The 18,160-nt window shown below is 53.4% G+C and carries 18 protein-coding genes; 13 read left to right on the plus strand and 5 right to left on the minus strand.

From position 1 onward, the window contains the following. Window positions 1-197: 197 nt before the first annotated feature. Window positions 198-1,553, minus strand: coding sequence for an aldehyde dehydrogenase family protein (locus tag INT21_RS19565; RefSeq protein WP_193085604.1), 1,356 nt, complete (start codon window positions 1,551-1,553; stop codon window positions 198-200). 160 nt (window positions 1,554-1,713) lie between these two features. On the opposite strand from INT21_RS19565, the gene INT21_RS19570 reads away from it, so the two are divergent. The 12 genes from INT21_RS19570 (at window position 1,714) to lpxL (ending at window position 12,349) form a co-directional block, all read left to right on the plus strand. After that, window positions 1,714-2,862, plus strand: coding sequence for a GNAT family N-acetyltransferase (locus INT21_RS19570; RefSeq protein WP_193068728.1), 1,149 nt, complete (start codon window positions 1,714-1,716; stop codon window positions 2,860-2,862). 100 nt (window positions 2,863-2,962) lie between these two features. After that, window positions 2,963-3,316, plus strand: a complete 354-nt coding sequence (ftsB, locus tag INT21_RS19575; protein WP_193068729.1) for a cell division protein FtsB — start codon at window positions 2,963-2,965, stop codon at window positions 3,314-3,316. Beyond that, entirely contained in the window at window positions 3,313-4,029 is a 717-nt protein-coding gene (ispD, locus tag INT21_RS19580; RefSeq protein WP_193068730.1) for a 2-C-methyl-D-erythritol 4-phosphate cytidylyltransferase, read from the plus strand. Before ftsB ends, ispD begins: the two co-directional genes overlap by 4 nt. Then, window positions 4,029-4,517: a 2-C-methyl-D-erythritol 2,4-cyclodiphosphate synthase gene (gene ispF / locus INT21_RS19585; protein ID WP_089039635.1), complete on the plus strand. Its 489-nt coding sequence runs from the start codon at window positions 4,029-4,031 to the stop codon at window positions 4,515-4,517. Before ispD ends, ispF begins: the two co-directional genes overlap by 1 nt. Further along, window positions 4,510-5,550, plus strand: a complete 1,041-nt coding sequence (gene truD / locus INT21_RS19590) for a tRNA pseudouridine(13) synthase TruD (protein ID WP_193068732.1) — start codon at window positions 4,510-4,512, stop codon at window positions 5,548-5,550. The genes ispF and truD overlap by 8 nt, the downstream gene beginning before the upstream one ends. A gap of 50 nt (window positions 5,551-5,600) precedes the next feature. Beyond that, window positions 5,601-6,347, plus strand: a complete 747-nt coding sequence (surE, locus tag INT21_RS19595; protein WP_089039633.1) for a 5'/3'-nucleotidase SurE — start codon at window positions 5,601-5,603, stop codon at window positions 6,345-6,347. After that, window positions 6,334-7,011, plus strand: coding sequence for a protein-L-isoaspartate(D-aspartate) O-methyltransferase (locus INT21_RS19600; protein ID WP_038477657.1), 678 nt, complete (start codon window positions 6,334-6,336; stop codon window positions 7,009-7,011). Before surE ends, INT21_RS19600 begins: the two co-directional genes overlap by 14 nt. Beyond that, entirely contained in the window at window positions 7,008-7,979 is a 972-nt protein-coding gene (locus INT21_RS19605; protein ID WP_089039632.1) for a DUF368 domain-containing protein, read from the plus strand. The genes INT21_RS19600 and INT21_RS19605 overlap by 4 nt, the downstream gene beginning before the upstream one ends. A gap of 7 nt (window positions 7,980-7,986) precedes the next feature. After that, the gene (locus INT21_RS19610; protein WP_089039631.1) at window positions 7,987-9,078 is read left to right on the plus strand and encodes a peptidoglycan DD-metalloendopeptidase family protein; all 1,092 of its coding nucleotides are present in this window, start codon (window positions 7,987-7,989) and stop codon (window positions 9,076-9,078) included. Window positions 9,079-9,232: 154 nt separating this feature from the next. After that, complete coding sequence (gene rpoS / locus INT21_RS19615) at window positions 9,233-10,204, plus strand: RNA polymerase sigma factor RpoS (RefSeq protein WP_038477648.1); 972 nt, start codon at window positions 9,233-9,235, stop codon at window positions 10,202-10,204. A gap of 117 nt (window positions 10,205-10,321) precedes the next feature. Then, window positions 10,322-11,422 carry an alanine racemase gene (gene alr, locus INT21_RS19620; protein WP_193068733.1) on the plus strand — a complete coding sequence of 367 codons (1,101 nt, stop codon included), beginning with the start codon at window positions 10,322-10,324 and terminating at the stop codon, window positions 11,420-11,422. 12 nt (window positions 11,423-11,434) lie between these two features. Further along, a complete protein-coding gene (gene lpxL, locus INT21_RS19625) occupies window positions 11,435-12,349 on the plus strand; it encodes an LpxL/LpxP family Kdo(2)-lipid IV(A) lauroyl/palmitoleoyl acyltransferase (RefSeq protein ID WP_089039629.1) in 915 nt (304 codons plus the stop codon). Window positions 12,350-12,421: 72 nt separating this feature from the next. Here lpxL and speD read toward each other — a convergent pair whose 3' ends face one another. The 4 genes from speD to INT21_RS19645 form a co-directional block, all read right to left on the minus strand. Then, window positions 12,422-13,216 (minus strand): adenosylmethionine decarboxylase, encoded by a 795-nt coding sequence (gene speD, locus INT21_RS19630; RefSeq protein WP_030073826.1) that lies wholly within the window; start codon window positions 13,214-13,216, stop codon window positions 12,422-12,424. Window positions 13,217-13,435: 219 nt separating this feature from the next. Beyond that, complete coding sequence (locus tag INT21_RS19635) at window positions 13,436-13,855, minus strand: OsmC family protein (protein WP_038477634.1); 420 nt, start codon at window positions 13,853-13,855, stop codon at window positions 13,436-13,438. Between the two features lie 70 nt (window positions 13,856-13,925). Then, window positions 13,926-14,603 carry an N-acetylmuramate alpha-1-phosphate uridylyltransferase MurU gene (gene murU / locus INT21_RS19640; RefSeq protein WP_193061754.1) on the minus strand — a complete coding sequence of 226 codons (678 nt, stop codon included), beginning with the start codon at window positions 14,601-14,603 and terminating at the stop codon, window positions 13,926-13,928. Continuing rightward, the gene (locus INT21_RS19645) at window positions 14,600-15,610 is read right to left on the minus strand and encodes an aminoglycoside phosphotransferase family protein (protein ID WP_193068734.1); all 1,011 of its coding nucleotides are present in this window, start codon (window positions 15,608-15,610) and stop codon (window positions 14,600-14,602) included. Before INT21_RS19645 ends, murU begins: the two co-directional genes overlap by 4 nt. A 70-nt stretch (window positions 15,611-15,680) precedes the next feature. Here INT21_RS19645 and INT21_RS19650 point away from each other — a divergent pair, with 70 nt between their 5' ends. After that, entirely contained in the window at window positions 15,681-18,128 is a 2,448-nt protein-coding gene (locus tag INT21_RS19650) for an LPS-assembly protein LptD (protein ID WP_089039626.1), read from the plus strand. The last annotated feature ends 32 nt before the right edge of the window (window positions 18,129-18,160 follow it).

Below are 18,160 nucleotides of genomic sequence, written 5' to 3' on the forward strand. Positions count from 1 at the left end.
CAATAGCCTCCATGGCAATGTTTTTTTGAACGTTGGGTGCCCAATTCGTTGCACCAGGTAAAAAAGCGTTGGCTAAAAGAATATCACCACTCGCTTCGGCTAGGGGAATAAACTCCGTCGCTAAACGATTGCCTAGCCTTGTTTAGCCTCCGGGTAAGGAGGCTTCGAAACCGATGGTAGGCTGTTATTCATCAGCTTTAGCCAATCCTGAGTAATTTTAATAGCCAGCGTTTATAAGGCGGCCTTATCAGTGTGCTAGAGGCCCGTTTTGATTGATAAAAAATACCTCGTAAATGGCTGAATCGTTCAAAACCGTGGCGACCGTGATAAGCCCCCATGCCGCTTTCACCAACGCCACCAAAGGGCAGCGCGGGAACCGCGTGATGGAGCAGCGTTTCGTTAAATACCAGCGCACCAGAGCGAGTGGTGTGACGCAAGGTTGTTTGCAGCAACTTATTGTCGGTGAAGGCATAAAGTGCCAGTGGGTGAGGCCGGGTATTCACAAAGGTAATCGCGTCGTCGATGTTTTTAACGCTGATAAGCGGTAGTGCACGGCCAAAAATTTCCTCTTGCATCAGCTCAAGGTTTTGGGTTGGATCAATAACGAGCGCTGGTGCGTGTTGCCCGATATCGATGATGCGGCAGCCGTGATCTCTCGCTTGTGCTATCAGCCGTTCACTGCGTTTCTGATGGTGGGGGCTGACAAAGCCCGTGGCCTCTTTATCGCTGGGGCGCTGCTGTTCGATAGCTCGACTTAGCGCCTGAATAAGGGCTTCCAGATGGCGGCTTTCTACGAGCACATAATCCGGCGCAATGCAGGTCTGGCCAGCATTCATTCCCTTGCCAAATATAATTGAGGCGGCCGCACGATCCAGATCAGCATCACTCGCCACGATAGCGGGTGATTTACCACCTAGTTCAAGCGTCACTGGGGTTAACTGCTCGGCAGCGGCACGTGCAACTTGGCGGCCCACCGCCGTCGAGCCGGTGAACACCAGATGATCAAAAGGTAGTGCGCTAAACGCTTGTGCTATTTCTGGGCCGCCTTCAACAGCGCATACTTCTTCATCGGTAAAGTATTGCGGTACTAGCTTAGCCAGCAGGGCGCTGGTATTGGGGGCGTGCTCGCTGGGCTTGATCATGACGCTATTACCCGCTGCGACAGCATCAATAGCGGGCATCAGTGCTAAGCTCCAGGGGTAGTTCCAGGGCGACATAATACCCACCACGCCAAGTGGCTGAGGAGCGATGCGGGCGCGGGCGGGCCATAAGCGCCATGGCATGTTGGCAGCGTATGGGCGCATCCAATGCCAGAGGTGTCGCCGTGTATGATGAATGGCATGCAGCACCGCGTTAATCTCCGCTAAGCGTATTTCTGTCTCACTACGCTTGCCGAAGTCAGTTTGAATGGCCTGGATAATCTCCCGCTGGTGATGCTTAGTCATTCGTGCAAGGCGGGCTAAGCGCTCTCGTCGTAACCTTAATGAGGGAAAGGGCGCTTGGCCAAACGCATGACGCTGAGTGTGCAACAGGCGCATTAAATCGCGTTTCATGGCAGCTCCTTGGGTTAATTCTTAATAACAATAGTCGTTTGTCCTGCTACTTGAATACCTCACACTAAATAGAAATGACAGCATCAACAAAAGCACTGACAGTCTGGTTGGTGGTAAGGTCACACTTTCACCATTTAAACGATATGCCTCGGGAGGCATCATGCTTTCGCGCTCACTGTCATGCATTATGCTACCCGCTATCGACGCTGTGGATGCCGTCCAATGGGACGCACTGGTGAGTAGCGACCAGCCTTTCCTACGACACGCGTTTTTGCATGCCTTAGAGAGCAGTGGCTCTGTCTGCGAGGCGACCGGCTGGGAGCCTTGCCATCTGTGCGTATGGCAAGGTAGCCGCTTAGTGGGCGCGTTGCCCATGTATCGCAAGCACCACTCTTACGGTGAGTATGTGTTTGATTGGGGATGGGCCGATGCACTGGAGCGAGCAGGCGGCCATTATTACCCCAAGGCATTAAGTGCCATTCCGTTTACCCCGGTGCCTGGTACGCGTACTTTAATTGCCGATGATGCCAACGCGGAGGATGTTCGCGGGTTATTAGCAGCGGCGTGGCAAACGCACTGTGAAGAGCAAGCGTTATCGAGTTGGCACCTCCTGTTTGCACAAGATGACGAAGTGGATGCCTGGCAGCGCCAGTTTCCAGCGTTAATTGCCCGAGAAGGCGTTCAGTTCCAATGGCGAGATCGCACCTTTGGTGATTTTGAAGGCTTCCTGGCGAGCCTTACGTCGAAGCGTCGCAAAATGATTAAACGTGAGCGTCGCTTGGTTGCCGAGCAAGGCTTTACGCTACGCCGTTTAGAGGGCGAGGCAATTACGCAAGAAGCGATGGCGCACTTCTTTCGCTGCTATACGATCACATACCACGAGCGGGGCCGTCCTCCTTACTTAAATGACGTTTTTTTTGAGCGATTACGTCATGCGATGCCTGAGGCGCTTGTATTGGTTCAGGCGCTGCTGGATGGCCAGCCTGTTGCCGCTGCTCTCTATTTTCGTGGCGATAGCACTTTGTACGGCCGCTATTGGGGAAGCGAGGTGGTTGCCGACTGTCTCCATTTCGAAGCCTGCTACTACCAAGGCATTGAATTTTGTCTGGAAAAGGGACTCTCTTTGTTCGACCCCGGTACTCAAGGAGAGCACAAGCTGGTGCGCGGCTTTGCGCCCCAGCGGGTACGTTCGCTGCACTATCTTGTACACCCAGGCCTAGCGGCTGGAGTCGCCCAATTTTGCCAAGAAGAGGGGGCCCATATCAGCGCCTATCGTGAGGCGGCGAGCGACGCATTGCCGTTCAAATGAAAATCGCTTTATAAAGCCAGCCATATAAAGCGTGACTCGCTGGAAATAGCCCATGATGGCATAATGCGCCTCGTTCAGGCCTAAACAAAGGGATGCGGTGATGCATAAATGGCTAACGGTTGCGCTGCTTGCTGTATTGGGGCTTCTCCAATACCAGCTTTGGCTAGGTAATGGTGGCTGGGAGGATTTGCAGCTGGTAGAGGAGCGCGTTGCCGTTCAAGAGGCTGCCAATGTGCCGATGCGAGAGCGCAATGCTCGGTTAGCGGCTGAAGTTACCGACCTAAAAACCGGCCTGGATGCGATTGAAGAGCGTGCGCGTAGCGACATGGGCATGGTGCGTAGCGATGAGCAGTTCTTTTGGGTGCCGGGTGTTGCCATTGAAGCAGAGCTAGTGGGCATCAATGCGGGGCTAGTGACTCAGCCAAGCTCGCCTAGCGAGGACATAGACGAATGAGTCACACGTTGTGGCTAATCGTGCCCGCCGCTGGGCAAGGCAAGCGAATGGGCGCTGATAAGCCTAAGCAGTACCTGCCACTGGGCGAAAAGCCCATTCTTGCCCATACACTTAGTCGACTACACCGAGCCTTCCCCACTGCGCATCTTGTGCTGTGCTTGGATAGTGATGATCATTGGTTCGAGCCTGAATGGGTGCCATTTCCCCAGTGGCAACGAGTGGCGGGTGGCGCGGAGCGAATGGATAGCGTTTTAAATGCGCTGCACGCTATAAAAGCGCAAGACAACGATATGGTGATGGTGCATGACGTCGCACGCCCCTGCATTACATCATCTGATTTGCTGGCGCTTTATGACGCTGCTCAGCAGCACCCAAGTGGCGCACTCTTGGCGATGCCGGTTGCTGACACCATGAAACGGGCCAATGCCGAACAATTAAGCGCCGTGACAGAGCCTCGGGATCGGCTGTGGCACGCGTTAACACCCCAAGCTTTTCGCTATGCGCTTTTGCGGCGCGCCCTTGAATACGCTGTCGCTAATCACTGTGTGGTCACGGATGAAGCCTCGGCTGTGGAAGCGCTTGGTCAGGCCCCCAAGCTGGTTAGTGGGCGTCGTGATAATCTCAAGATCACTCATCCTGATGACCTTGCCCTTGCTGCCGCTATCATGGCGTCGCAAGTAGCCCAATCCTCTGAATCTGAAAGGAGTTGTTAATGCGAATTGGCCACGGATTTGACGTGCACCGATTTGGCGTTGGCGACCATTTGATGATTGGTGGCGTTAAGCTGCCTTTCGAACATGGTTTTGTTGCCCACTCGGATGGCGATGTGTTGCTGCATGCTATCAGTGACGCACTGCTGGGTGCCTGTGCGCTCGGCGATATCGGGCGGCATTTCCCCGATACTGACCCAGCATGGGCTGGCGCAGATAGTCGCCATTTATTGCGCCACGTGGTTCAACTGGTTCACACAGAGGGCTTCTGTGTGGTTAACCTGGATGCCACGTTAATGGCGCAGGCGCCTAAAATGGCGCCGCATATTGATACGATGCGCGCTGTCATCGCTGAAGATTTAGGTATTAGCCTTGGGCAGGTCAATGTTAAAGCCACGACGACTGAACGGCTTGGGTTTACCGGACGAGGCGAGGGTATCGCCGCTGAGGCAGTGGTGTTGATTGAACACCAAGAGGCGTTAAATGCTTAATTTACCCGCTTGGCAGCGCTGCTTAGATGCCGAGTTCGGTGCCCCTAGTCCAGGTTGCTATCGCGTTCAGCCAGAAGATTTTGTCGTCGACGAGCAGCTGGACTTTACGCCTGAAAATCATGGTGAGCACCTGTGGTTACGTCTTGAAAAGCGCCATCAAACCACGTTAGATGTGGTAAAAAGCGTCAGCCGCCTGTGTGGTGTCACACTTCGAGATGTGGGCTACTCCGGGATGAAGGATCGTGTCGCAGTGACGCGGCAGTGGCTAAGCGTGCATTTGCCCGGACGCGAGGCGCCAAGTGATTTGAGCGAATCATTAGCGGCAGTGGGTATTACGGTGTTGGCCCAGGCAAGGCATCCCCGAAAACTCAAACGCGGTGTCCATCGCACGAACCACTTTACGTTGCGGCTGAGTGGCGAAGCGGTTCAACGTCCGAATTTTTTTGACCGCTGGGAGGCGCTTTGTCGCCACGGTGTGCCTAACTATTTCGGACCCCAGCGTTTTGGTCCTGAAGGGCGGAATTTACAGCGTGCAGAAGCTCTTCTAGCGAAAGGTTGGCGCAAGCGAGATGATCGCCAAGGAATGATGCTTTCCACCGCGCGTAGTTTCTTGTTTAACGAGTTGCTGAGCGAGCGTTTGACGGATGGAACGTGGTGCCAGCCGCTAGCGGGCGATATGCTGATGCTGGATGGCACACACAGCGTGTTTACCGTTGATGCCGTTGACGACGACTTGATCGGTCGTGCCGCTGCGCTTGATATTCATCCAACCGGTGCCCTGTGGGGTGTCGGGGAACTCGCTGAGTATCAAGTGGCTGACTACGAAAAACGGTTGTTAGCGTGCCATCCAATGCTGTGCGAGGGATTGGTGAAAAGCGCTGTGAAACGCTCCCATCGGGCGCTGCGAGCAAGGTTAATTTCGCCTAGTATCGAGATATTACCTAATGCCGTGGTACTCTCATTTGCCTTACCACGGGGAAGTTTTGCCACGGCGGTGGTGAGTGAGTTAATTGCTCATCCGGATTTTGCTTAATGCGCCTAACCTGCGCTTATCTTTGCTAGGCATCCATAAAGGAGACGTTAATGCGGCGACTGCTGCTTTCCAATGACGATGGCGTCCATGCACCGGGCTTGCGGGCACTTCATGATGCGCTAGTCGCCCATGCGAATTTACGTGTGGTTGCTCCCGATCGAGACCGCAGCGGCGCCAGTAACTCGCTGACGCTTTCTCGTCCGCTCTCTTTAACCGCGTTAGATAATGGCTTTTATAGCGTAGACGGTACGCCTGCCGACTGTGTTTATCTGGGCGTGAACGGCGTCTGGGATGAGCGTCCTGACTTGGTGATTTCGGGGATTAATCACGGCAGCAATCTTGGCGATGACGTACTCTATTCAGGCACTGTGGCGGCTGCCATGGAAGGGCGCAATTTGGGCATGACTGCCATTGCTATGTCGCTGTGTGGTGAGCGCTATTTCGCGACGGCAGCGAAAGTGGCGGCCAGCTTAATCGGTGCTGCCGATCAGCTATCACTGCCACCCCGCACCCTCTTGAATGTCAACGTGCCAGATGTTCCGTGGGAAGAAATTAAAGGCGTCAGAGTGACCCGCTTAGGCTATCGCGGACCAGCAGAGAAACCTGTTCCCGTAAAAGATCCGCGTGGTCGTACGCGCTTCTGGATAGCACCGGTGGCGGCTAACGCCGATGATGGTGAAGATACTGACTTCTCTGCTATCGAAGCGGGTTATGTTTCCATTACGCCACTACAAACTGACTTAACGCGCCATCCCGCGCGCAGCGACGTGCAGGACTGGTTGGATGCTTTTGCCTGAGCTTTCGCCCAACGAGCTGCGCGGACGAGGCATGACCTCTCAGCGGACTCGAGATCGCATGGTAGAGCGGCTTGAGCAGCAGGGTATTCAGGATGCGCGGGTGCTCGATATTATGGCAGTTGAGCCAAGGCATTTGTTCGTTGATGAAGCGCTGGCGCATCGTGCGTATGAAGACACCGCGCTGCCTATCGGTTTTGGTCAGACACTATCGCAACCCTTGACGGTTGCGCGCATGACCGAGCTGGTGCTGCGGGCTAATCCAAAGCGTGTGCTTGAAGTAGGGACCGGTTCGGGGTATCAAACGCTGATACTGTCCCGGCTGGTGCCAATGCTTTACTCGGTCGAACGCATTTATGCATTACATCAACGCGCTGCAGAGCGGCTTTGGCGGCTTGATGCCCCAGCGACGCTGGCAGTAGCTGATGGTGGTGAGGGGTGGCAAGAAGCTGCGCCTTTTGATGTGATTTTGTTAACCGCTTGTGCTCAAACGCTGCCAGAAGCTCTATTGGAGCAGCTTAGCCATGATGGTGTGCTCATTGCTCCATTGGAAGAGCCTGACGGTAGCCAATGGCTCACCCAAATAAAACGCATTGGTAGTGCCTTTGAAAAGCGTCGGCTCGAACCCGTACGCTTTGTACCTCTATTGCAAGGAGTGGTGGATTGAAGCGTCGATTTGTAGAGCTGTTTTTAAAAGGCGCAGGGATGGGGGCAGCCGATGCGGTGCCCGGTGTTTCAGGTGGAACGATCGCATTTATTACCGGTATTTATGAGGAACTCATTAATACCATCAAACAGTTTGGTCCCGGCGCCTTCATCGCTTGGCGTCGTGGTGGTTGGCTAGCGCTGGCTCAGCATTTGAATTTGGCCTTTTTAGTGCCGCTGCTACTTGGCGTTGCGGTTAGCCTTTTCAGTGTGGCTCATATAGCGCTTTGGCTAATGGAAGCGCAGCCGCTGCTGATAGAGGGATTTTTCTTCGGCTTGGTGGCCGCGTCGGGGTTTGTTGTCGCCAAGGCGGGAAAAGGCTGGAAATTTTGGTACTTATTGCCGATGGTCGGAGGGCTGCTGTTGGCCAAGTCGCTGCCAGGTATGATGCCGCTGGTGTTACTTATTGGTAATGAAGCTCTGGTAGTCATGGTAGCAGGCTGTATTGCTATTAGCGCCATGCTGTTGCCAGGGGTGTCTGGTAGCTTCTTGCTGCTTACGATGGGACTTTATGGCACCATTTTAGGGGCTATTCGAAGCTTTGATATCGGTATTATCATACTTTTTGGCATGGGATGTGTTGTTGGTTTGGCGTTATTCTCGCGACTACTGTCGTGGCTTCTGCGTCGCCATCATGATTCTACGCTACAGCTTTTGCTCGGGTTTATTGTTGGCTCGTTACCCGTGTTATGGCCGTGGAAAGAGCTGGTACGTTATCAGCTTGGCCCTGATGGGCAAATGATCCCGTTGGCTCATCGTTATCTGTTGCCTAGTGACTATGCGGTATTGTCTGGTGCATCTGCACAAACGGTAGGCGTTGTGGCACTAATGGTGGTTGGCGCACTATTGGTGGTGTTATTAAACCGTCGCGCAGTGCACTATGCCGGGCATAGATCAATAGGAAACGCGCGCGACGTTGAAAAGGAGTAGGGTTTCCATGCGTAAGGTTTTCATCATGTCAGTATTGGCGTTAGCTGTCAGCGGCTGCGCCAATCAGCAGCAAAACACCCCACAAGTGCGTGATTTAAGTGAAGCGCGCCGCGCGGTAGCAGACTCACCTCAATATACTGTTAAAGCAGGCGATACCCTTTATGGCATCGCATGGCAGCACAATCTTGATTATCGTCAGTTGGCGCAAATCAACAATATTGATGCGCCTTATCAAATTTACCCAGGCCAAACCATTGCGTTGCGTGCAGGAGCGGCGGCATCAAGTAACCCGTCAGCAGGCTCCTCTGCCCCAGAGCGCCCTGCTTCGGGCGCTGTTGCAACAGGTCTGAATCCTCAAACGACTTCCGTGGCAAGTAACGATCAGCAGCTAGATTGGTTACTGCCTGATGAGAGTGCGATTGAGCGTAATCAGCGTTTAACGGCTGAGCGGGCGGAACGTGCTGAGCAAGCTGCTGAGCAGGCGTCGGTGGCCGCCGCGCAGCAAGTGGCTGATAGCGCAAGTGCCGCTAACACCGAGGCGACGTCTACTGTTGAGGCGTCTCAGCCAGAGCCCGCGAGTGAGCCAGAACCAACGCCTGAGCCAGAGCCCAAACCTGAACCAACCCCAGAGCCTGAGCCAGCAGCGGCTACGCCGCCTGCTGAGGCTGAGCAGCCGAGCCAAACCGCTCGCGTTGACCGCTCCTCTCGCACCTTTACACCTGTTGATAATGTTAACTGGCAATGGCCAGCAACAGGCCAGGTAACCGGAGAGTTTGGCCAGGGGGGCTCTATCACCGCTGGGATTGATATCGACGGTCAAAAGGGGCAACCTGTCAAGGCGGCAGGCCCTGGTATCGTTGTCTATGCAGGTAGCGGCGTTCGGGGTTACGGTAACTTAATACTACTCAAACACAACGATCAGTATCTGAGTGCTTACGCGCATAATGATAGCTTAAGCGTTAAAGAAAATGATGTCGTTGAAGCGGGAGAAGTGATTGCCACGATGGGGGATAGCGATGCAGATAGTGTCAAACTGCACTTTGAAGTACGCCGTGATGGGCAGCCTCAAAATCCCTTGGACTATCTGCCGTCCCGTTAATCATTGCCAAGCGAACCTTTCAGTTGGTGTGCTTGGGGTACCCGAATAGCTAGAGTTAGGGCGTCATATAACAAAAATGGTGTAAGTGCACAGGGAGTGCGGCCACCTTTACCTTTCTAAATGGCGGTTAGGCGAAATAACGGGGGATACTACCATGAGTATGCTGGAGAAGGATCTACAGGAGGTTGACCTGGACGCTGTTGAAGAGGCGCTGGATAGTGTTGATGATGTCTCCGCGGAGGAGGACGCCTTTGAAAAAGCGTTGAGCCGTGATGAGCGTCAATCGACTCAAAGCTTGGACGCGACACAAATCTATCTCAATGAAATTGGTTTTTCGCCGTTATTAACGCCGGAAGAAGAGGTCTACTACGGCCGTTTAGCGCGTAAAGGTGACCCGCTTGGACGGTCAAGGATGATCGAGTCTAACCTTCGCCTGGTTGTTAAAATCGCCAGGCGCTACCTTAATCGGGGGCTTACGCTGCTTGACTTGATTGAGGAGGGTAACCTTGGGCTAATTCGGGCGGTGGAAAAGTTTGATCCTGAGCGAGGGTTCCGCTTTTCTACCTATGCCACGTGGTGGATTCGACAAACCATTGAGCGTGCGCTAATGAATCAAACGCGCACCATTCGTTTGCCGATCCATGTGGTTAAAGAGCTAAATATTTACCTGCGTGCAGCGCGTGAACTGACCCAAAAGCTTGATCATGAAGCAACAGCAGAAGAGATCGCCGATCATCTCGACAAGCCAGTAGAAACGGTTAAGAAGATGCTTGGGCTTAATGAGCGCGTCTCCTCGGTAGATTACCCAATGGGTGGCGAAAGCGATAAGCCGTTAATCGACACCTTAACCGACGACGATGTGCTAGGGCCGGAAGCATGCTTAGTGGATGGCGATGTGCGTGAGCACGTAGACCACTGGTTGGATGAGCTCAGTGATAAGCAGCGTGAGGTGGTGGTACGCCGCTTTGGTTTGCGAGGTCATGAGTCCGCTACGTTGGAAGAAGTTGGTGCAGAAATTGGCTTAACTCGCGAACGTGTTAGGCAAATTCAAGTAGAAGCACTAAAGAAACTGCGCCGCTCATTGGAAAAGCAGGGCCTTTCCCTTAACGCTATTTTCGAGAGCTAATCGCAGTAAGCTATTGTGTCATACCGACCATAACGCACCGAGTTCATCGCTCGGTGCGTTGTTTTTGACGCCCATTGGTTGAACCGTTAACTATTGACTGTGTAAGTGAGAAACGTGATGCGCCCCTTGGTGGCCCATATTGATTTAGACGCCCTGCGTCATAACTATCAGCTAGCGTGCCGCTGCGCCCCTCAAAGTCGCTCGGTAGCCGTTATTAAAGCGGATGCGTATGGTCACGGTGCGCTTGAGTGCGCGCGTGCGCTAGAAGCTGAGGTGCCCGCATTTGCTGTCGCTTGCATAGAAGAAGCGATTAGCCTGCGTGAAGGGGGAATTAAAAAACCTATTGTATTGCTGGAAGGTATTTTTACCGCTGACGAGCTGGCGCTCGTTGATCAGCACAATTTTTGGATCAGCGTTCACAGTGAGTGGCAGGTGGCGGCCTTATTGGCTTTTTCACCCCGTCAACCTATTCCGGTATGGATGAAAGTGGATTCCGGTATGCATCGTTTAGGCTTTTCTCTAGACGAGGCACCTGATGTTTGGCAGCGGTTAGCTAGCGCACCACAGGTAACCGCGCTGCATTTGATGAGCCACTTTGCGACAGCAGATGCACGTGAGGGCAGCTACTTTAATCAGCAAATGGCCGCTTTAACGGCATTAGCGGAAGCGCTTGATGCGCCCCTATGCCTAGCAAACTCCCCCGCAACACTGGCATGGCCAATCGCACATGGCGACTGGAATCGCCCTGGTGTCATGCTGTATGGCAGTGACCCGCTGGAAGAAGCCAACGAGACCACCCGGCAACTGCGCCCGGTGATGAGTTTACGCTCCGAAATTATTGCCCTCCGTGAACTAGAGGAGGGTGAGCCTGTTGGCTATGGTGGCCGTTGGCGCGCATCTCGGCGTTCTAAAATTGCCGTCGTTGCGGCAGGCTATGGCGATGGTTATGATCGCCACGCCATAGACGGCACCCCGGTGTTAGTGAATGGTCAGCGCTGTGCGATTGCCGGCAAGGTCTCCATGGATATGCTAACCGTAGATGTCACCGACGTGCCGGGGGCTGCTATCGGTAGTGAGGTAGTGCTGTGGGGAGCTGCTAGCAACGGTGCTGTGTTGTCAATTGATGAGGTAGCACGCTATTGCGATACCATCAGCTATACCCTGTTAACGGGAGTGCTACCAAGAGCGTCGCGTCGCTACCATGGAGCCTTTGTTTAAACGGTTACCAGTATGTCTAAAAGCTCATATCCGCAGTCGTTTGCACACCCTCGTTATTGGCCAACCTGGCTTGCGATAGGCGCGATGCATCTTGTTGCCTGGTTTCCCTGGCGGCTTAAGTTATGGGTGGGGAAAGTAATTGGTTTGTTAGCATGGCGCTTTATAAAGCGCCGGCGGCATATCACTGAGACAAATATTGCTCTCTGTTTCCCGGAAAAAAGTGCTGATGAGCAGCGCCGCTTGGTAAAAGAGGTTTTTATCGCCAACGGTATTGGCTTAGTGGAAACAGCCACGGGTTGGTGCCGTGATGCGGAAGGGTTACGGCACCGGGTGGCCTATCATGGCCAAGAGCATCTCGCACGGGCTAAAGCGCAAGGCAAGGGCGTGCTGGTGGTTGGGATTCATTTCTCCACACTGGATTTAGGGGGAGCGCTGCATTCGCTATTTTTACCTGCCGATGTGGTTTATCGACCCCACAACAACCCCTTATTCGAACGCTTTATGACCCGTGCCCGCTCGCGAATTTTTGGTCAGGCGATTGATCGACATGACTTGCGTGGTGTTGTTCGGCGAATAAAGTCGGGCCATGTTGTGTGGTATTCACCAGACCAAGACTTTGGCCGCGATGTCAGCGTGTTCGCGCCACTGTTCGGCCAGCAAGCCGCTACCATTAGGCTGACCGCAAAAATCGCCAGAATGACGGGGGCGCCGGTGGTGCCGTTGATGTTCCACCGCAATCCTGATAACCAGACATATACCATCAGCTGCCTGCCCGCGCTTGATAACTTCCCAAGCGATGATGAAGTGGCCGACGCTACTCGGGTAAATGAGTTTATCGAACAAGCTATTCGTAAGTACCCTGAGCAGTACTTATGGCTTCATCGGCGCTTTAAAACGCGTCCGGAAGGTGAGCCAAGTGTTTACTAGCGATATCCGTTAACAAAAAAAGCCGTTCTGCTTAGTAGCAAAACGGCTTTTCGTTAACTTTGAAAGCAGATGTTAGTCCAGATTTCGAGAGTAGAAAATCTCTAACATCTCTTTGCGCAGACGGCTTTCAATGTCCCGTGCTTCTTCGAAGGTAATGTCGCGGCGCGATGTGCCGAACAGATAGTTATCAAGTTCGAAGTCTTTCAGCAGCATTTTGGTGTGGAACATGTTTTCTTGATAAACATTCACATCGATCATTTGATAGGCGTGCTTGGTATCTTCTGCCAAGTAATCCTGGATCGAGGTAATGTCGTGATCAATAAACAGCTTTTTACCATCGACATCGCGGGTAAAGCCACGAACCCGATAATCCATGGTGACAATGTCAGAGTCGAAGCTGTGAATTAGGTAGTTCAGTGCTTTCAATGGGCTGATGTGGCCACAGGTAGACACATCAATATCCAATCGAAAGGTGCTGATACCGTTGTCAGGATGCGACTCAGGATAGCTGTGTACTGTCACGTGGCTTTTATCAAGATGCGCCACGACTGTTTCAGGTAGCGGTCCAGGGCCTGGTTCAGTTTGCTCTGGGTTTGCTTCATCCAGCTCGTGTTCAGCAATCAGAATCGTAACGCTGGCCCCATGGGGCTCATAGTCTTGACGAGCAATATTGAGCACATGAGCGCCAATAATATTGGTGACGTCTTTTAGAATCTGCGTCAAACGTTCGGCGTTGTAAAGCTCATCGATATAATCAATGTAAGCCGCACGCTGCTCTTCGGTTTTGGCGTAACAGATGTCGTAAATGTTAAAGCTCAACGAGCTAGTCAGGTTATTAAACCCGTGGAGTCGGAGATTATCTGACACGTCCGAACCTCCCTATGGCAGATGAAGACACCCCGACGAGCCAGCGCCGGAACCGATAGTAACTTGTCACCGTGATGCTGTAGTCGCTTTCTGCAAAGCGGCTGTTTGCTACGCAGTAGGGGTAAAAACAAGCGAGCGTATTATGCCCGCCAAGCGCATGGTATGCATCCAGCCGCGCTATTTTTTTTAATAAACAGGGAAGATGGCGCTCCGAGTCGTTCAAGCGTCGACAATCTCAAAAGAGTGGGTAATCTCAACGCCGCCTTGTGTCAGCATAATAGATGCGCTGCAGTACTTCTCTGCAGAGAGCTCAACCGCTCGCTGTACCTGCTTCTCTTTTAAGTTGCGGCCAGTCACCACAAAGTGTACGTGGATTTTGGTAAACACGGAGGGCACTTCATCAGCGCGCTCTGCGTCAAGCTCCGCGATGCAGTCGGTGACATCAGCGCGGGCTTTATCCAGAATATTCAAAATGTCAAAGGCGGTGCAGCTACCCATGCCCATCAGCAGCATTTCCATTGGGCGAGGGCCGGTGTTGCGGCCGCCGTGGTCAGGAGGGCCGTCGATAACGACGCTATGCCCACTACCGGACTCTGCTACAAATTGGCGACCATCTGTCCATTTTACCCGTGCTTTCACGTCGCTCTCCTCATCTAGGCACCTATAGGTAGTTGCGAAGCATAACATTTCTAGCGATAGACGCACTTTTTCATCGCTTGCTGATCTGTTGCGCCAATAGGTGGTGTTCAAGAACCTCAAGGCGCTCTGGAGTGCCCACATCGACCCAGTGGCCTGAAAAGTGTTCACCGCTAACGCGCTTGTCTGCCATTGCCTGCTTAAGCAGTGGTGCTAGGGCAAACGCTCCAGGCGCCTGATCGGCAAGAAGGTCCGGGTGTAGCAGGCTAATGCCGGCAAAGGTGAGACGCTGATGGCCTTCCACGCCAACGCGCCCGTTGATAAGGGAAAAATCACCGCTAGGGTGGTGGGAAGGGTTATCTACTAGCACAAGATGGGCGACGTCACTTCCCTGTAGCAGTGATTCTGAGGGAATGTAATCGCACCAGACATCCCCATTGACCAGCAGAAACGGGGCATCGCCAAGCAGGGGGAGTGCCTTTTGAATGCCTCCGCCGGTTTCTAAGGGCGTCTCTTCATGGCTCCAAAGAATCCGTAATTGGTAGTCGTTTCCATCACCAAGCGCTGCCATGATCTGCTCTGCGCGATAGCTCACGTTGATAACCACCTCATCAATGCCTGCACGCTTGAGCCGTTCGAGATGGTGCACAATAAGTGGCTTATCGCCTACTGGTAGCAGTGGTTTTGGGCAGTGGTCGGTAAGCGGCCGCATCCGTTTGCCAAGTCCCGCGGCTAAAATCATCGCTTTCATAAAGTGCTTTCCGCTAAACGTAGGGCAATGGCGGGGCGCAGTGTGTCACTTACCCATTCAGCAAACTCGCTGTGCTGGGGCAGCGCGGTTAGGCTATCTTCTAAGTGCGCTAAAAAATGCGGCAGGCGTGATAAATAGCCTTGTTTGGCATCACGAAGCGTTAAGCGGCAAAAAATTCCCAGCACTTTTAGGCAGCGTTGAGCGGCCATGGCTTGGCATTGGATAAGAAATTCATCATTACTGACATGGCGAGAGAGACGCCCATCTTGACGCGCTTGGTGATAGAACGAGTCGACAAACTGCATAAACTGCGCCGGAGAAAAGCGGCAGTAGCGACCGCGCAGTAAGGAAATAACGTCGTAACTGATTGGCCCTGCCACCGCGTCTTGAAAGTCAATCATGTAAAGCTGCTGGTCGTGCACCATGATATTCATCGCATCGTAATCGCGGTGTACGCTGACGACGGGTTGATCGAGGGCTTGCTCAACGAGGTGGCCACGCAGCGCATCCCAACTGGCTGGCGTTGATAACGACAGCCAATTGTTTAAACACCACTCAGGAAAAAGGTCGAGCTCTCGGTTCAGCAGCGTCGCATCATAAGGCGGCAGCGCGGCAGGGTTGGCGCGGTTTTGTAACTTGGCCAGTAACGACAGTGCATCGAAATGACTTTGCTGAATGCGCGCGTCATCAGTGAATAGGGCCTGTAATGGGGTATCCCCAAGGTCATCCAGCAACAAAAAGCCTGCGTCGAGATCGGCGGCGTAAATATGCGGAACGGGCAGTTTTGCCGCGTACCAGCGCTTTCCTATAGCGACGAACGGTGTTGAGTCTTCCTGGTCAGGGGGGGCATCCATTACTATGCGAGTACCGCCGCAGGGCAGTGTCAGCCGGAAATATCGCCGGAAACTGGCGTCACCGCCCGCTGGAGAGAGGCGGATAGCGGCGCTATTTAGGCCATTTTGTTCAGCCGCCCACTGGGTGAGGGCGTCAATCCTAGAAGAGGACATGCAAGCTCCTTGCTGGTCGGGCATCATGCGGGCTGTATAATACCGATTCTGGATGCCAAGGATAACGAACATGGGCAAGCGAATCTCGCGTACCGTACCGGTTGCGCACACGCTGTTGGGCAGTTTGCTCGCTGGCGCCTCATTTTCAGCGGTGGCACAAGGCCAGACGCTGCCTGCCGAGGCGCTTGATTGGCAGGCCTGGAGCCAAGATGAAGCACCGCATCAGCTGTGTCGAGGGCGATATGTGATGCCTGACTACCGCTTGCCAGCGGTGGATAACCCTGAAATGTTGTCGGTGGAGACTCAGGAAGCCGATTACGCCGCAGATGGTGAAGCGTTGTTGCGCGGTGATGTTGTACTGCGTCGTGGAAACACAGAGTTGCAGGCGGCGCAGATGTATTTACCCGCCGACCGCCAACGCGTAGATGCAGAAGGCAATCTCGCCATACGAAATGGTCAGGCGTTGGTGCGCGGCGAGCAAGCCACGTTAATGCTCAACGATGACCGAGCCTCGTTACGCAACAGCCACTATGTGCTTTACGAACAGCATTTACGCGGTCAGGCCAGTCAATTAGAGCAAACCGGTGAAGAGCAATATCGTCTGCACAATGCTTCATTTACGACGTGTGATCCAGGTGCCAATAGCTGGCAACTCGTTAGTAGCGATATAAAGTTGGATCAAGCAAAAGGGTTTGGTACCGCACGACACGCACGTTTAGAAGTAAAAGACGTACCGATTTTTTACTGGCCTTGGCTACGTTTCCCCATTGATGACCGCCGTCATACAGGATTGCTGTCACCTTCTATTAGCTTTTCCAATGAGGGGTTTGACTATGCGCAGCCCTTTTACTGGAACATAGCGCCAAATCAAGATGCCACCATTACACCGCGCTGGATGTCTGACCGTGGGCTGCTGCTCAATGGTGAGTACCGCTACCTGCTTGAAGAGAGCCGAGGGACGGTAGAAGGCGGATATATCAATAGTGATGACGGCAGCGAAAATGGTGATAACCGCTTCGAAGGCAATGATCGCTGGTATATTGATGCACAGCATGCAGGAACGCTGGCGCCACGCAGTGATTACCAATTGCGCTATGGTGCCGCTAGCGATGGGCGCTATTTCGATGATTTTGGTGGTGAGTTTGGCAATAGTGAGCGCGTTAGTATGGAGCGGCTCGCTCAGGTAGATTACCGCGGTGAGCGTTGGCAGTTAGATGCCCGGGCCCAAGGCTTCCAGCGGTTGGAAGATCCGCTGAGTGATTCCGATAAGCCATTTTATCGTCTGCCAAGTTTGACAGCGAACTCTGACTGGCAGTTAGGTGGCGGTCTCTATACACAATGGCACTCTAACGCGACCTATTTCTGGCGTGATGTAGACGAGCGACAGGTGCCTGAGCGCGAAGCCGCCATCGGCACGCGCCTGCATCTCACGCCGGCTATCGGTTGGCGTTTTGAGCAACCCTGGGGCTATATCGAGCCGCGTACCGAGTTATGGCATACCGCTTATGAGTTGGATTATGGCGATCGCGTCACTGATCGAGGTACGTCTCCCAGCCGTAGTGCGGCGGTCACATCGATAGATAGTGGCCTGGTGTTTGAGCGTGAATTAGAACTGAGCGGACGAGACTATCGCCAAACCCTTGAGCCACGTTTGAACTACGCATACGTTCCACGTACTAATCAAACACAACTGCCTGATTTTGACAGCCGCGAGCGAGCGTTCTCGTGGGATCAGCTATGGTCTCCTCATCGTTTCTCTGGCGCAGATCGTTTAGGTGATCTCAATCGCGTGTCGCTTGGCGTACAATCTCGCTTTATTGAAGACGCCACCGGACGGGATCGATTAACTTTTGGGGTTGGGCAAAGTGTTTATTTATCCGAGCGTCGCATCGATAGTGAGGGCGACCCAGACACATTGCCTGCTCGTCCAGAGGATGATCCCAGTGTGAATCCGCTTAGTCGCTATCAAGCTACTCGCGATCGCTCTCCGCTGGTGACGCGCCTCGATTGGCAGATTAATGATCGGTGGAGTACGGGGTATGAATGGTTATACGACGACCAGCGTGAACAGACCGAACGCTCTAGCGTTGATGCGCGTTATCGCCATCCCGCTGGCCACGTAGTGAACCTTGGTTACCGTTGGGAGATCGAAGGTTTCGATCCAGGCGTCGTACCCGGTGATGACGGATTTAGAGATTACAGCCGGGAAGAGTGGGATCTGTCACTTGCTTGGAAAGCCAGCCCGAGGATTGATTTGATTGGTCGCTATCTGCACGATCAAACCAATGACCGCGCGCTTGAGCGGCTGGCAGGCGTTCAATGGAACGACTGCTGCTACGGCTTACAGCTAGTATGGCGTGAGTGGGTAGACGATAACGACACCGCCCCTGTGGGTGATGACTTTAATGATCGCGGGCTATTTTTACGCTTTGTATTCCGTGGCCTGGGTGGCGTTGGTCAACAGGCTGACGGCTACTTTGAACAGGCCATTCCCGGCTACCGCCCAACGCCGCTGTAACGATTTTGTTAAATGGCGACTGACTGAAAGAG

Origin of the sequence: Halomonas sp. 3F2F (assembly GCF_014897805.1) — a bacterium.
In the GTDB taxonomy this organism is placed as follows: Bacteria; Pseudomonadota; Gammaproteobacteria; order Pseudomonadales; family Halomonadaceae; genus Vreelandella.

Coding starts and splice junctions, on each gene's coding strand:
- INT21_RS19645 (WP_193068734.1), bottom strand. CDS start 15,610: ATGTCCTCTTCTAGGATTGACGCCCTCACCCAGTGGGCGGCTGAACAA.
- ispD (WP_193068730.1), top strand. CDS start 3,313: ATGAGTCACACGTTGTGGCTAATCGTGCCCGCCGCTGGGCAAGGCAAG.
- surE (WP_089039633.1), top strand. CDS start 5,601: ATGCGGCGACTGCTGCTTTCCAATGACGATGGCGTCCATGCACCGGGC.
- rpoS (WP_038477648.1), top strand. CDS start 9,233: ATGAGTATGCTGGAGAAGGATCTACAGGAGGTTGACCTGGACGCTGTT.
- ispF (WP_089039635.1), top strand. CDS start 4,029: ATGCGAATTGGCCACGGATTTGACGTGCACCGATTTGGCGTTGGCGAC.
- murU (WP_193061754.1), bottom strand. CDS start 14,603: ATGAAAGCGATGATTTTAGCCGCGGGACTTGGCAAACGGATGCGGCCG.
- INT21_RS19650 (WP_089039626.1), top strand. CDS start 15,681: ATGGGCAAGCGAATCTCGCGTACCGTACCGGTTGCGCACACGCTGTTG.
- lpxL (WP_089039629.1), top strand. CDS start 11,435: ATGTCTAAAAGCTCATATCCGCAGTCGTTTGCACACCCTCGTTATTGG.
- INT21_RS19610 (WP_089039631.1), top strand. CDS start 7,987: ATGCGTAAGGTTTTCATCATGTCAGTATTGGCGTTAGCTGTCAGCGGC.
- INT21_RS19565 (WP_193085604.1), bottom strand. CDS start 1,553: ATGAAACGCGATTTAATGCGCCTGTTGCACACTCAGCGTCATGCGTTT.
- INT21_RS19570 (WP_193068728.1), top strand. CDS start 1,714: ATGCTTTCGCGCTCACTGTCATGCATTATGCTACCCGCTATCGACGCT.
- alr (WP_193068733.1), top strand. CDS start 10,322: ATGCGCCCCTTGGTGGCCCATATTGATTTAGACGCCCTGCGTCATAAC.
- INT21_RS19600 (WP_038477657.1), top strand. CDS start 6,334: ATGCTTTTGCCTGAGCTTTCGCCCAACGAGCTGCGCGGACGAGGCATG.
- ftsB (WP_193068729.1), top strand. CDS start 2,963: ATGCATAAATGGCTAACGGTTGCGCTGCTTGCTGTATTGGGGCTTCTC.
- truD (WP_193068732.1), top strand. CDS start 4,510: ATGCTTAATTTACCCGCTTGGCAGCGCTGCTTAGATGCCGAGTTCGGT.